Origin of the sequence: Amycolatopsis sp. cg9, assembly GCF_041346945.1 — a bacterium.
Classification (GTDB): Bacteria; Actinomycetota; Actinomycetes; order Mycobacteriales; family Pseudonocardiaceae; genus Amycolatopsis.
Map to the genome: position 1 here is coordinate 3,805,602 of NZ_CP166850.1, position 13,530 is coordinate 3,819,131.

Below are 13,530 nucleotides of genomic sequence, written 5' to 3' on the forward strand. Positions count from 1 at the left end.
CGGTGCTCGATCACCTCGTCTACGCCGGCCCCGACCTCGCCGCTGCCGTCGCCCGCGTCGCCGACCTGACCGGGGTCACCCCGGCGCCGGGCGGCAGCCACGTCGGCCTCGGCACCGCCAACCACCTCGCCGACCTCGGCGCGGGGATGTACCTGGAGGTGATCGGCCCGGACCCGGCGCAGCCGGACCCGGACGTGCCCCGCCCGTTCGGCATCGACGACCTCACCGAGCCCGCGCTGGTCGCGTGGGCGGTCCGCACGACCGACCTCGACACGACGATCGCCGAGGCCCGTGCCCACGGCTTCGATCCGGGCGACGCGCGCGAGATGTCCCGCGCCACCGCCGACGGCGAAACGCTGCGCTGGCGCCTGACCCCGCCGAGCGCCCCGGGCACGCTCCGGCCGTTCCTGATCGACTGGGGCACCACCCCGCACCCGACGACCCGGGGCCTGCCGTCCCTGCCGCTCCTGATGGTGACGGCCACCCACCCGGACCCGGCGTCGGTCCACACCGCGACGGAGGCGCTCGGCCTGGAGTTCCTGGTCCGCCGCACGGAAAAGGCGACACTGACAGCGGCCCTCCGGACTCCGGACGGCCGCCAGATCGCGCTCAGCTAGGCCTTGCCCTCGCGCCACAGGTTGGTCATCGGCAGGCGCCGGTCGCGGCCGAAGGCCTTGAACGTGATCTTCGTGCCCGGCGGGTACTGGCGCCGCTTGTACTCGGCCTTGTCGACCATCCGCACGACCCGGTCGATGGTCTCCGCGTCGAACCCGGCCTCGATCAGGTCGGCGTACCCGCGGTCGCCCTCGACGTAGTCGTCGAGGATGTCGTCGAGCAACGCGTAGTCCGGCAGCGAGTCGGTGTCGACCTGACCCGGCCGCAGCTCGGCCGACGGCGGCTTCGAGATCGAGTTCTCCGGGATCGGCGGGGTCTCGCCGTTCTTCGCCGCTTCGGCGTTGCGCCAGCGGGCCAGCTGCCACACGTGCGTCTTGAAGACGTCCTTGATCGGGGCGAACGCGCCGACCGCGTCCCCGTAGATCGTCGAGTACCCGACGGCCAGCTCGGTCTTGTTGCCGGTGGCGAGCACCAGGTGACCGTCCAGGTTGGACAGTGCCATCAGCAGCATGCCCCGCGTCCGCGCCTGGATGTTCTCCTCGGCCAGGCCGGTCAGGGAAAGCTGGTCGACGTACACGCGGACCATGTCCTCGACCGGCTCGACGCGGTAGTGCGCCCCGATCCGCTGCGCCAGGTCGGCCGCGTCGTCCTTCGAGTGGCCCGAGGAGTACTTCGACGGCATCGAGACGCCGTAGACGTTGTGGCCGCCCAGCGCGTCCGCTGCCAGTGACGCGCAGACCGCCGAGTCGATGCCGCCGGAGAAGCCGAACGTCACCGACGTGAAGCCGTTCTTGTGCACGTAGTCGCGCAGCCCGACGACGAGCGCGTGCCACACCTCGGCCTCGTCCGACAGCGGTTCGCTGATCACCGGCGCGGCCGTCGGCTCGTACGACGGCAGCGGCTCCGAGCTCAGCACGCGGCGCCGGACGTGCAGGCCTTCGAGCTCGCCGTCGGCGGCGTGCCCGCCCGCGGTGAGGTCCATGTCCAGCACGAGCAGGTTTTCGACGAACTGCGGCGCGCGCGCCACGACCGAGCCGTCCGCGGCGACGACGAGCGAGTCGCCGTCGAAGACGAGGTCGTCCTGCCCGCCGATCTGGTTGGTGTAGACCAGCGGCGCGCCGGCTTCGGCGGCGCGGCGGGCGATCAGCGGCAGCCGCTGCTCGTCCTTCGAGCGTTCGTACGGCGACGCGTTCGGCGCCACGACGAGGTCGACACCCGCGCGCCCGAGCGCCGAGATCGGGCCGCCGTCCTGCCAGATGTCCTCGCAGATGACCATGCCGATGTCGAGCCCGTGGAACCGGACGACGTCGAGCGTGGTGCCCGGTTTGAACCAGCGGTGCTCGTCGAACACGCCGTAGTTGGGGAGGTGGTGCTTGAACTGCCGCGCGACGACTTCGCCGCGGTAGAGCGCCGCCGCCGCGTCGCGCGGGCCGACCTCGTCGACGTCGAGGTAGCCGATGTAGGTGAGCACTTCGCCGCACCCGGCTTCGTCGAGGCGGCGCGCCAGCGACTCCACACCTTGGCGGGAGGCCTCGGCGAAGGTGCGGCGCAGCGAAAGGTCCTCGACGGGGTAGCCGGTCAGGGACATCTCGGGGAAGACCACCACGTGGGCGCCGGCTTCGGCGGCCCGGCGGGTCCAGTCGACGTGCAGGTCGGCGTTGCCGTCGAGGTCGCCGACGGTGGGGTTGACCTGGGCGAGCGCGATGCGCAGTTGCGGCATGCCGCCATTCTGTCCCACGGCCACCCGGTCAGCCGAGCGAATGTGGGCGAAATCGAAAGACCCCCGCCCGGCAGCACCGGGCGGGGGTCTCCGAACGGAAATCTACTTGCGCTTGATCATGCTCCGGACCTTCTTGATGGTCTGCTCGAAGTCCGAGTCGAACGGGTTGTCGTGGACCAGGTACGTCCACGTCGTGTTCGCCCGCCGCACCCCGGCCTCGCCGAGGTCGATGCCCTCGTCGGTCAGCTCCGCCTCTTCGAGGGTCTTCGCCGCCCGCGAGTCGGCCTCGCCGATGATCTTGTGGAACTCCGGGATCGCCGCGCGGTGGAACTCGTCGAGCGGCGTCTCCCGCGCCAGCGCCCGCAGGTGGATGCTCTCGCGGACGTCGGTCAGGTACGCGAGGTGGTCCGACCACAGCTGGTCGATGTGGAACAGCAGCACCTCGCGGCACATCTGCTCCAGCTTCTCCTGGTCGTCGAGCTTTTCCTTCAGCTCGCCGAACTTCTCCGGGTGCGCCTTCTCAAGCTGCTCCGCCGCGTACGCGGTGCGAAGCACCTTGTCGCGGTGGGTCAGCAGGTCACGCCGCTGGCGCTCGATCAGCCGCGTGTAGCGCCACGTGTTGCGGTGGATCTCGAGGTCGACGCCCTCGGCGACGCGCTGGGCGTGGTTGAGCTGCCGCAGCGCCGCGCCGTCGGTGATCTCGCCGGTCTCCTCGTCGTCGACGATGCCCTCGGGCACGTCCGGCGCGTTCGACAGGACGAGCTCGTCGTTCAGGCTCGCGAAGAAGATCGCGCTGCCCGGGTCGCCCTGGCGGCCGGAGCGGCCGCGCAGCTGGCCGTCGAGCCGGCTCGACGGGTACCGCGCGGTGCCGATGACGTGCAGCCCGCCCAGTTCGACGACCTCTTCGCGGGTCGCGCCGTCGGTGCCGCCGAGCCGGATGTCGGTACCGCGGCCCGCCATCTGCGTGGACACGGTGACCGCGCCCTTCTTGCCGGCCTCGGCGATGATCGCGGCCTCTTCGGCGTCGTTGCGCGCGTTGAGCACGACGCACTCGAGGTCGACCTTCGCCAGCTTCTCGGCCAGCTCTTCGGACTCGGCGACGTCCTGGGTGCCGACGAGGATCGGCCGCCCGGTCTCGTGGACCGTGCGGATCTCCTCCTCGATCGCCCGCAGCTTCTGCGACGGCGACGCGAAGACGCGGTCCTCGAGGTCCTCGCGGATGTTCGGGGTGTTCGGCGGGATGACCGCGACCTCGAGCTCGTAGAACTCGCGCAGCTGCTCGGCGACGGCGACCGCGGTACCGGTCATGCCGGCGACCTCGGGGTAGCGCGCCAGCAGCGCCTGGACGGTGATCGAGTCCAGGATCTCGCCGCGGTCGGTCGCGGTGACCTGCTCCTTCGCCTCGACGGCCGCCTGGAGGCCGTCCGGCCAGCGCTGCAGCTCGGCGACGCGGCCGCGGGCGGCGTTGATGAGCTGCACCTTGCCGTCACGCACGAGGTAGTCGACGTCGCGGGTGAGCAGCGCGTGCGCGTGCAGGGCGACGTTCACCGCGGGGAGCCGGTCGGACGCCGTCTCGCCGTAGAGGTCGTCGACCTCCAGGCCGAGCGACTTCGCGACCACGGACGCGCCGGCGTCGGTCAGCCAGGCGTTGCGGCCCTCGCTGTCGGTTTCGTAGTGCAGGTTGAGCCGCAGCCGCCGGACGACCTTCGCGACCTCTTCGTCGGCGTCGGTGTGGTCGATCGAGCCGGCCATCACCAGCGGGACGCGGGCCTCGTCGACCAGCACCGAGTCCGCCTCGTCGACGATGGCGACCTCGGGGGCGGGCTGGACCAGGTCGTCGACCGACGTCACGAGCCGGTCGCGCAGGACGTCGAAGCCGATTTCGGCGACCGCGCCGTACGTGACGTCCTTGGCGTACGCCTCGCGACGCTCCTCGCGGGAGTGCGCGGGCTCGACCCAGCCGACCGACACGCCGAGCAGGGCGTACACCGGGCCCATCCACTCGGCGTCGCGGCGGGCCAGGTAGTCGTTGACCGTGACGACGTGCACGCGCTTTCCGCGGATCGCGTAGCCGGCCGCGGCCAGCGCGCCCGCGAGCGTCTTGCCCTCACCGGTCTCCATCTGCACGACGTGCTTGGTGAGCAGGCCCATCGTGCCCAGCACCTGCACGTCGAACGCGCGCTCGCCGAGCGCCCGCCGGGCGGCCTCGCGGCCCAGCGCGCACACCTCGACCAGCTGGTCGTCGCCGAACGCGGTGTCCTTCAGCGTCTCGCGGAGCTTGCCCGCCCGCTCGGTCAGCTCCTCGTCGGAGAGCTTCTCGAGCTCGGGTTCGAGCTTCTCGACCGCGGGCAGCAGTGCTTCGTAGCGGGTCAGCTCGACGCTGCCCGGCCGCTGGATGATCCGGCGGAGCTTCTTGCCCACCCGGCTGATCAGTGCTGCCACCCCTGGTCTCCCGTTCTCTCTCGCTCGACCGGCCTTCCACCACCCAACGCGACGGTGGTGCGTTCGAGTTCCGCGGCCGGATGGGACGATCCAACCGTGTTCCCTCATCCCAGCGCCAGGTCCGGTCGTCGCCGGATCACCGCAATTGCGACATCCGTGCTGATCGCGGCCTCGCTGGCCGCCTGCACGTCTCCCGGCAAGCCGGCACCGGTCGCGCCGACGACGGAGTCGCACCCGCCGTCCGGGCCGGTGCCCGCCGGCTTGGAGCGGTTCTACGGCCAGAGCCTGTCCTGGGCCGACTGCGCACCTTACGCGACGTCGGAGGACTCGCGGTCGGCGTTCCAGGCGAAAGACGTCCAGTGCGCCCGGCTGACCGTGCCGCTGGACTACGCGAAGCCGGCGGGGGACACCATCACACTGGGCCTGCTCCGGCACAAGGCCTCGGACGAAGGCGCCCGGATCGGGTCGCTGGTCGTCAACCCGGGTGGGCCGGGAGCGTCGGGCATGGTCGCGGCCGCCGGGCTGGTCAAGCCGGCCACCAGCAGCGGCCTGGCCAAGCGCTTCGACCTGGTCGGCTTCGACCCGCGCGGCATCGGCGCGAGCCAGCCGGCCATCCACTGCCTCACCGACCAGGAGCGGGACGCCGACCGCGCCGACGACAGCGAGACCGACGGCTCGCCGTCCGGGGTGCTCAAGCAGGAAGCGCAGGAAAAGGACTTCGCCGCGAAGTGCGCCCAGCGCACCGACGACGGCGCCGGGATGCTGGCCAACGTCGGCACCCGCGACGTCGTGAAGGACCTGGACGTCCTCCGTTCGGTCCTCGGCGACGAAAAGTTGACCTATTTGGGCTACTCCTACGGCACCCGGATCGGGTCGGCTTACGCCGAAGCGTTCCCGAAGAACGTCCGCGCGATGATCCTCGACGGCGCGGTCGACCCGGAGCAGGACGCGGTCGAGTCGCTGGTCGCGCAGGGCCAGGGCTTCGGGACGGCGTTCACCGAGTTCGCCAAGTGGTGCGCCGCCCAGCAGGACTGCGCGCTCGGCGGCGACGCGAACGGCGCAGTCACGGCGTTCCAGAACCTCGTCCGCCCGCTGATCGACTTCCCGGTGCCGGTCGGCGACGGCCGCAAGCTCTCCTACGAGGACGCCACCACCGGCGTCATCCAGGCGCTCTACCAGGAGAGCCTCTGGGACACGCTCAACTCCGGCCTCAACGAGCTCAAGCAGCAGCGCGGCGCGACGCTGGAGAAGCTCGCGGACATCTACAACGAGCGCGACACCGACGGCAAGTACGGCACCACGCAGGACGCCTTCACCGCGATCCGCTGCGTCGACGACCCGCGCGTCACCGACCCGCAGGTCATCCTCAAGGCGCAGGAGGAGTACGTGAAGGTGGCGCCGTTCCTCGACGACGGCCGCCCGGCTTCGGCCGCTCGGGACGCGTGCGCGTTCTGGCCGGTGCCGAACACCTCCGAGCCGCACGTGCCGAACGTCGAAGGCCTGGCGAAGACGCTGGTCATCTCGACGACCAACGACCCGGCGACGCCGTACCAGGCCGGCGTCAACCTCGCGAAGGGGTTGAAGGGCGCGCTGCTCACCTTCGAGGGCACCCAGCACACGGTGTTCCTCCAGGGCGTGAAGTGCGTGGACGAGGCGGGCGTGGACTACCTCGTCGACGGCACGGTGCCGTCGGACGGGACGCGGTGCTCCGGGCAGTAGCGGCGCTGGCGCCGGTCCTGCTGCTGGTGGCGTGCACGAGTGCTCCGGCACCCGTGCCGCCGCCCCCTTCTCCCACGCCTGACCTGGGTAAGTTCACGGGGCAGAAGCTCACGTGGACCCCGTGCGGGGACGCGCTGGATTGCGCGCACCTGACCGTGCCGCTGGACTACGCCGCCCCGGCGGGCAAGACCGTCACGGTCGGCCTGCTGCGGCACAAGGCGGCGAAGCAGCGGATCGGCTCGCTGGTCGTCAACCCCGGCGGGCCGGGCGGTTCGGGGACGGCGACGGCCGCGGCGCTGGCGAAGTCGCCGGCCGCCGCGCCCCTGCTCGACCGGTTCGACCTGGTCGGGTTCGACCCCCGCGGCGTCGGCACCAGCGAGCCGCGGATCACCTGCCGCACCGGCGCCGAGGTGGACGCGGACCGCGCGTCGGACGTCGAAAGCGATTCGTCGCCCGATGGGGTGAAGAAGCAGCTCGCCGAGACGACCGCGTACGGCGCGAAGTGCGCCGAAGCGACGAAGTACGGCAAAGAGTTCCTCGCCAACGCCGGCACCCGGGACGTCGTCCGCGACCTCGACGTCCTCCGCGCGGCGCTCGGCGACGAGAAGCTCACCTACCTCGGCTACTCGTACGGGACGCAGATCGGCGCGGCCTACGCCGAGGCGTACCCGCGCAGCGTCCGCGCGATGGTCCTCGACGGCGCCGTCGACCCCGCGCAGAGCCTGGTGGACTCGCTGACCACGCAGGCCGCGGGCTTCCAGGACGCACTGGACGAGTTCACGAAGTGGTGCGCGTGCCCGTTCGCCGGCAGCACCGAAGCGTTCCAGCGGCTCGTGCGGCCGCTGATCGCGAAGCCCCTCGCCGCCGGGACCCGCAAGCTGTCGTTCGAGGACGCGGTCACGGGCACGTTCGGCGGGCTCTACGCGCGCTCGGACTGGCCCGCCCTGAAAGCCGCGCTCGCGCAGGTGGCCCAGGGCAACGGCCGGACGCTGCTGGCCTTCGCCGACGACTACTACCAGCGCGACCCCAGCGGCCACTACAGCGGCGCGATCGACGCGTACTTCGCCGTCCGCTGCGTCGACCACCGGCGGGTGACCGACCGGGCCGCGATCGACCACGCGCACGGCGAGATGCTGGCCGGCGCCCCGTTCCTGGCCGGCGGCACGCCCGACACGAGCGAGCTCGACATCTGCTCGACCTGGCCGGTCCCGCCGACGTCGGCCGAGCACGAACCCCGCGCGCCCGGCCTGCCGAAGCCGCTGGTCGTCTCGACCACCCACGACCCGGCGACGCCGTACCGCCAGGGCGTGGCCCTCGCGGACGACCTCGACGGCGTCCTGCTGACGTACGAGGGCGTGCAGCACACGGTGTTCCTGCAGGGCAACGCGTGCGTGGACCGCGCGGGCGTCGCCTACCTGCTCGACGCGAAGCCGCCGGCCGCCGGGACCCGCTGCTAGCCGAGGTCGACCGGCTCGTTCTGCCTGGTCAGCGACAGTTCGATCATCACGGGGCTGAGGTGGTCCCCGGCCGGCGGGATCTGCGCCCACAGGCGGGCGAACCGCCGCGGGCCGTCGGCCGACACCCACACCTTGACGATGACGTCCTCGGTGACCTGCGGCAGCACGCCGTGCGCGACGGCCGCGGGCACCTTGCCGCCGACGCGCAGCGCCGCGGCGCCGTCGACGTTCTCCTTGCCCTCGGTCTCGGCGTCGGTCACGCCGTCGAGGAGCCGCTTCAGCCCGGCGGCCGGGCCGAGGAACGCCCCCACGGTGTACATCTCCGGCAGGCGCCCGACGTCGGGATCCGTCGTGACCTCGTCCTCGCGCACGGTGAAGCGGAACTTGGTGTGCCCGTCGCCGTCCTGGACGTCGGCCGTGCCGGTCGCCCCGCTGCCGTCGTCGAGGGTCGCGTCGCCCTCGATCTGCCGGAGCGGGAAGCCGGGGAGCACGCCGTTGACGCCGGCGGCGAAGTGCACGCTGCGGACCGCGGCGAACGACGTCGCGGCGTCGCGGACCAGGTCGGCGCCCGCGGGGAAGGGCCCTCGCGTGTCCGGTGATCCGGTGCAGCCGGCGGTCAGCAGGAGCACGAGCAGGAGGGCGAGGCGGGGCATGCCGCGAGGGTAGTCGTGGCCCGATCTTTGCGGACGATGTCCTCCCGGCCACTTTCGACGTCTCGCGCGCGCGGCGAGACTGCGTAGGTGACTGTTGAGACCCGTCCCGCCCCGAAGCTGCACCGCGCCTGGCCGATCGCCGGTGCCGCCTTCGTCGCGCTGCTCGCTTCCGCCGGCTTCCGCGCCGCCCCCGGCGTCCTGATCGACCCGCTGCACCAGGAGTTCGGCTGGTCCACGGCCACGATCAGCTCGGCCGTCTCGGTCAACCTCGTGCTCTTCGGCCTCTTCGCGCCCTTCGCGGCCGCGTTGATGGAGCGCTTCGGCATCCGCCGCGTGTCGGCGACGGCGCTGTTCGTCATCGCACTCGGCGCCGGCGGCACGGTGTTCATGACCGCGAGCTGGCAGCTCATCCTCTGCTGGGGCGTCCTGGTGGGTCTCGGCACCGGCTCGATGGCCATGGGCTTCGCCGCGATGGTCGCGGCCCGCTGGTTCGTCCGCAGCCGCGGCGTCGTCACCGGCGTCCTGACCGCGGCGGGCGCCACCGGCCAGCTGATCTTCCTCCCGCTCATCGCGAACCTCGCGGTGAGCTCCGGCTGGCGGACGGCGTCGCTGGTCATCGCGATCGCCGCGCTCGCCGTCGTCCCGGTGGTCCTGCTGGTCATCCGCGACCACCCGGCCGACGTCGGCACCACGGCCTACGGCGCGCCGGCCGACGCGGAGGTCACGCGCCCGGCCCCGACGACCGGCTCGGTCCGCCGGGCGCTCTCGGTGCTGCGCCAGGCCGCCCGCACCCGCACGTTCTGGCTCCTCGCGATCGGCTTCGCGATCTGCGGCGCGACGACGAACGGCCTGGTCGGCACCCACTTCGTCCCGGCCGCCCACGACCACGGCATGCCCCAGACGACCGCGGCGAGCCTGCTCGCACTGGTCGGCGTCTTCGACGTCGTCGGCACGATCTTTTCCGGCTGGCTCACCGACCGCGTCGACCCGCGCCTCCTGCTCGGCGTCTACTACGCGCTGCGCGGGCTGTCGCTGGCCCTGCTGCCGCAGCTGTTCACCGACAGCGTGCAGCCGAGCATGTGGGCGTTCATCCTGTTCTACGGCCTCGACTGGGTGGCCACGGTCCCCCCGACGGTCGCCCTCTGCGTCCGCGCCTTCGGCGACGCCGGCCCGATCGTGTTCGGCTGGGTCTTCGCCAGCCACCAGCTCGGCGCCGCGTTCGCCGCCTCGGCCGCCGGCCTGGTCCGCGACCAGCTCGGGAACTACAACCTGGCCTGGTACGCGGCCGCGGTCCTGGCGGTGCTGGCGTCGGCGGCGTCGCTGGCCATCACCCGGGCGAAGAAGCCCGTTCCGGTGCTCGCGACCTGACTTCGTCACCCTCGGCGCATCGGCTGCCGAGGTGTCGCGAATGACTCATTGGGGACCTCCAACGTCCCGAATGAGTCATTCGCGACCCTGGTGGAGCGGCTCCCACCGGACCGGAAGCGCCGGCCCGAGGCGCCGCGCGAACAAGCCCGTTCCGGTGCTCGCGAGCTGACTTCGTCACCCTCGGCGCGTCGTGAAACATCCCGTTAACACGCTGTCGTTAGGGTGCGGCCATGGATCGCCAGCAGGAATTCGTGCTCCGCACGCTCGAGGAGCGCGACATCCGTTTCGTCCGTCTCTGGTTCACCGATGTGCTGGGGTTCCTCAAGTCCGTCGCGGTCGCGCCCGCCGAGCTCGAGGGCGCGTTCACCGAGGGGATCGGCTTCGACGGCTCGGCCATCGAGGGCTTCGCGCGCGTCTACGAGTCCGACATGGTCGCCAAGCCCGACCCGGCCACGTTCCAGGTCCTGCCGTGGGAGACCCCCGACGGCGGCCCGTACTCGGCGCGCATGTTCTGCGACATCGCGATGCCGGACGGCTCGCCGTCGTGGGCCGACCCGCGGCACGTCCTCCGGCGTCAGCTCTCGAAGGCCGCCGAAGCGGGCTTCACCTGCTACGTGCACCCCGAGATCGAGTTCTTCCTCCTCGCGAACCTGCCCGACGACGGCAGCGAGCCCGAGCCCGCGGACAACGGCGGCTACTTCGACCAGGCCAGCCACGCGACGGCGACGCACTTCCGCCGGCACGCCATCGAGACGCTCGAGGCGATGGGCATCTCGGTCGAGTTCAGCCACCACGAAGGGGCACCGGGCCAGCAGGAGATCGACCTCCGCTACGCCGATGCGCTGACGATGGCCGACAACGTGATGACGTTCCGCTACGTCGTCAAGGAGGTCGCGCTGACCCAGGGCGTGCGCGCGACGTTCATGCCGAAGCCGTTCACCGACCAGCCCGGCTCGGGCATGCACACCCACATCAGCCTGTTCGAAGGCGACCGCAACGCCTTCTACGACGCCGAGGACCCGCACGAGCTGTCGGAGACCGGCAAGGCGTTCGTCGCCGGCCTGCTGCACCACGCCAAGGAAATCTCCGCGGTCACCAACCAGTGGGTGAACTCCTACAAACGCCTGATCAGCGGCAGTGAAGCGCCGACGACGGTCTCGTGGGGCCGGGCGAACCGCTCCGCGCTCGTCCGCGTCCCGATGTATTCACCCGGAAAGGCGTCATCCCGACGGGTGGAGATCCGTACGCTGGACTCGGCGTGCAACCCGTACCTGGCGTACTCGGTCATCCTGGCCGCCGGGCTGAAGGGGATCGAGAAGGGCTACGAGCTGCCGCCGCCGGCCGAGGACAACATCTGGCAGCTGAGCGACTCCGAGCGGCGCGCCGCCGGGTACGCGCAGCTGCCGCAGAACCTGGGGGAGGCGCTGTCGGAGATGGAGAAGTCCGAACTCCTCCCGGAAGCGCTCGGCGAGCACGTCTACGACTTCTTCCTCCGGAACAAGCGCGTGGAGTGGGACAACTACCGCAGCGCGGTCACCCCGTACGAACTCCGAACCCTGCTCCCGGTGCTCTGATGGGGCGGCGGCCGGTGTTCCTCGCGATCCTGGCCGCCGCACTCGTGTTCGTCACGGGCGCACCCGCGACAGCGGCACCGGCGCGCTTCGACCTCGACTCGGCCGACATCCCGGCGCTGCAGGCGCGGATGGCGTCCGGCCGGCTCACCGCCGTGGGGCTGACCAGCAGCTACCTCGAGCGGATCCACCGGATCGACGGCAAGGTCGACGCGGTGCTGGCGCTCAACCCGGCGGCCTTGAGCCAGGCCGCGGCGAGCGATGCCCGCCGTCGGGCGCACCGCCTGCGCGGCCCCCTCGACGGCATCCCGGTGCTGGTCAAGGACAACGTCGACACCCGCGACCAGTGGACGACGGCGGGCTCGCGGGCCCTGCGCAGCCTCCCGGCGAAGGACGCCACGCTGATCACCCGGTTGCGGGACGCCGGGGCGGTGCTCCTCGGCAAGGCGAACCTGTCCGAATGGGCGAACTTCCGCGCCGCGAAGCCGACGTCCGGCTGGTCGGGCGTCGGCGGTCAGACGCACAACCCGTACGTGCTGGACCGCAACCCGTGCGGGTCGTCCGCCGGCTCCGCGGCCGGCGTCGCCGCGTCGCTGGCCCAGGTCGCGATCGGCTCGGAGACCGACGGCTCGATCGTGTGCCCGGCCGGGATGACCGCGACGGTCGGCCACAAACCCAGCCTCGGCCTGGTCAGCCGCACCGGCGTGGTGCCGATCTCCGCCGAGCAGGACACCGCCGGCCCGATCGCCCGCAACGTCGTCGACGTCGCGCTGACGCTGTCGGTCCTGCAGGGCCGCGACCCCTCGGACCCGGCGACGTCCCGGTACCCGGACTCCCAGCCGACGGACTACGCGAAGCTGCTCAAGCCGGGCGTCCTGCGCGGCGCGCGGATCGGCCTGTGGCGGCTGCCGGTGCTCGGCCCCGACACCGACAAGGTCATGACGTCCGCTCGGAACTCCCTGGTCAAGGCGGGTGCGACGGTCGTCGAGGTGACCCCGCCGTACCAGGACCGGCTGCTCGAGCTGGAGTTCCCGGCGCTGCTCACGGAGTTCCACCGGGACATCGACAAGTACCTGGCGACCCGGCCGCGCGGGCCGCGGAACCTGGCCGAGCTGATCGCGTACAACCGCGCGGACCCGCTGGAGCAGACGTGCTTCGCCGGGCAGGAGCTGTTCGAGGAGGCACTGGCCGCGCCGCCGCCGACCGACCCGGGGTACCTCGCCGGCCGGGCGGAGCTGTCCGACCTCGCCCGCCGCTCCCTCGACGAGACCTTGGCGAAGTACCACCTGGACGCGATCGCGTCGCCGACGAACCCGCCGGCGTGGAAGACCGACTGCGCGGTGGGCGACAACGACGTGATCCCGTCCTCGACCCCGGCCGCGGTGGCGGGCTACCCGGACGTGACCGTGCCCGCGGGGATTGCCGGCGCCCTCCCGGTGGGTATCTCGTTCATGGGCGCCCGGTGGTCGGACGCCCGGGTGCTGGCGCTCGCGGCGGACTTCTCGCGAGCGGCTCCGGCCCGGGTTCCGCCGCGGTACTTGCCGACCTTGCCGTCGTAGCCGCGGGGGACACGCTCTGACCTGCGGCAATGGCGTTAAGTGACCCCCCTGTTCTGGGGTGGTTTCGAGGCATGTAATCTTCTCTTCGTCGCCAGGAACACCGGGTCACACCGGGGCCGCAAGCCCCGGAGGCCAGGCCGGGACGAGCGGGTTGACACCGCGGATCGGACCGGGTAATGTTCAGCGTCGGCCCACGAGCGGCCGCCGAATCCCTACGACTAACATCGTAGGCTGAGGCATGCTCGACCAAAAGCTTGTGAATATCGCTTGGAACAACTGCCGAGGATATAGCCGCTGATAAGGCGGTGAGTCCAGAGTGTGTTGCTTGAGAACTCAACAGTGTGCTAGTGAACTAAGCCAGTAGAGCTTATATATGAAACCCCCTCGTCGGGGTTTCCTTTGAGAAGCAAGAAATTGCCTCGATTA

The 13,530-nt window shown here is 71.4% G+C and carries 9 protein-coding genes; 6 read left to right on the forward strand and 3 right to left on the reverse strand.

Features of this window, described 5'->3' with window-relative positions:
* Nucleotides 1-2: 2 nt before the first annotated feature.
* On the forward strand, nucleotides 3-617 hold the full coding sequence (locus AB5J73_RS18410; RefSeq protein WP_370970902.1) for a VOC family protein: 615 nt from the start codon (nucleotides 3-5) through the stop codon (nucleotides 615-617).
* On the opposite strand, the gene AB5J73_RS18415 is transcribed toward AB5J73_RS18410, so the two are convergent.
* Nucleotides 614-2,335, reverse strand: a complete 1,722-nt coding sequence (locus AB5J73_RS18415) for an NAD+ synthase (protein ID WP_370970903.1) — start codon at nucleotides 2,333-2,335, stop codon at nucleotides 614-616. The genes AB5J73_RS18410 and AB5J73_RS18415 overlap by 4 nt on opposite strands.
* Nucleotides 2,336-2,437: 102 nt before the next feature.
* On the reverse strand, nucleotides 2,438-4,777 hold the full coding sequence (secA2, locus tag AB5J73_RS18420; RefSeq protein ID WP_370970904.1) for an accessory Sec system translocase SecA2: 2,340 nt from the start codon (nucleotides 4,775-4,777) through the stop codon (nucleotides 2,438-2,440).
* A gap of 156 nt (nucleotides 4,778-4,933) precedes the next feature.
* Between secA2 and AB5J73_RS18425 the strand changes: the two genes are divergently transcribed.
* Both AB5J73_RS18425 and AB5J73_RS18430 read left to right on the forward strand, forming a co-directional pair.
* Nucleotides 4,934-6,496 (forward strand): alpha/beta hydrolase, encoded by a 1,563-nt coding sequence (locus AB5J73_RS18425; protein ID WP_370970905.1) that lies wholly within the window; start codon nucleotides 4,934-4,936, stop codon nucleotides 6,494-6,496.
* On the forward strand, nucleotides 6,481-7,953 hold the full coding sequence (locus tag AB5J73_RS18430) for an alpha/beta hydrolase (RefSeq protein ID WP_370970906.1): 1,473 nt from the start codon (nucleotides 6,481-6,483) through the stop codon (nucleotides 7,951-7,953). The genes AB5J73_RS18425 and AB5J73_RS18430 overlap by 16 nt, the downstream gene beginning before the upstream one ends.
* Here AB5J73_RS18430 and AB5J73_RS18435 read toward each other — a convergent pair.
* A complete protein-coding gene (locus AB5J73_RS18435) occupies nucleotides 7,950-8,606 on the reverse strand; it encodes an LppX_LprAFG lipoprotein (RefSeq protein ID WP_370970907.1) in 657 nt (218 codons plus the stop codon). The two genes, AB5J73_RS18430 and AB5J73_RS18435, sit on opposite strands and share 4 nt — an antisense overlap.
* Nucleotides 8,607-8,693: 87 nt before the next feature.
* On the opposite strand from AB5J73_RS18435, the gene AB5J73_RS18440 reads away from it, so the two are divergent.
* The 3 genes from AB5J73_RS18440 (at nucleotide 8,694) to AB5J73_RS18450 (ending at nucleotide 13,104) form a co-directional block, all read left to right on the forward strand.
* The gene (locus tag AB5J73_RS18440; RefSeq protein WP_370970908.1) at nucleotides 8,694-9,974 is read left to right on the forward strand and encodes an MFS transporter; all 1,281 of its coding nucleotides are present in this window, start codon (nucleotides 8,694-8,696) and stop codon (nucleotides 9,972-9,974) included.
* Nucleotides 9,975-10,204: 230 nt separating this feature from the next.
* On the forward strand, nucleotides 10,205-11,548 hold the full coding sequence (gene glnA / locus AB5J73_RS18445) for a type I glutamate--ammonia ligase (protein ID WP_370970909.1): 1,344 nt from the start codon (nucleotides 10,205-10,207) through the stop codon (nucleotides 11,546-11,548).
* Entirely contained in the window at nucleotides 11,548-13,104 is a 1,557-nt protein-coding gene (locus AB5J73_RS18450; protein WP_370970910.1) for an amidase, read from the forward strand. Before glnA ends, AB5J73_RS18450 begins: the two co-directional genes overlap by 1 nt.
* Nucleotides 13,105-13,530 lie beyond the last annotated feature (426 nt).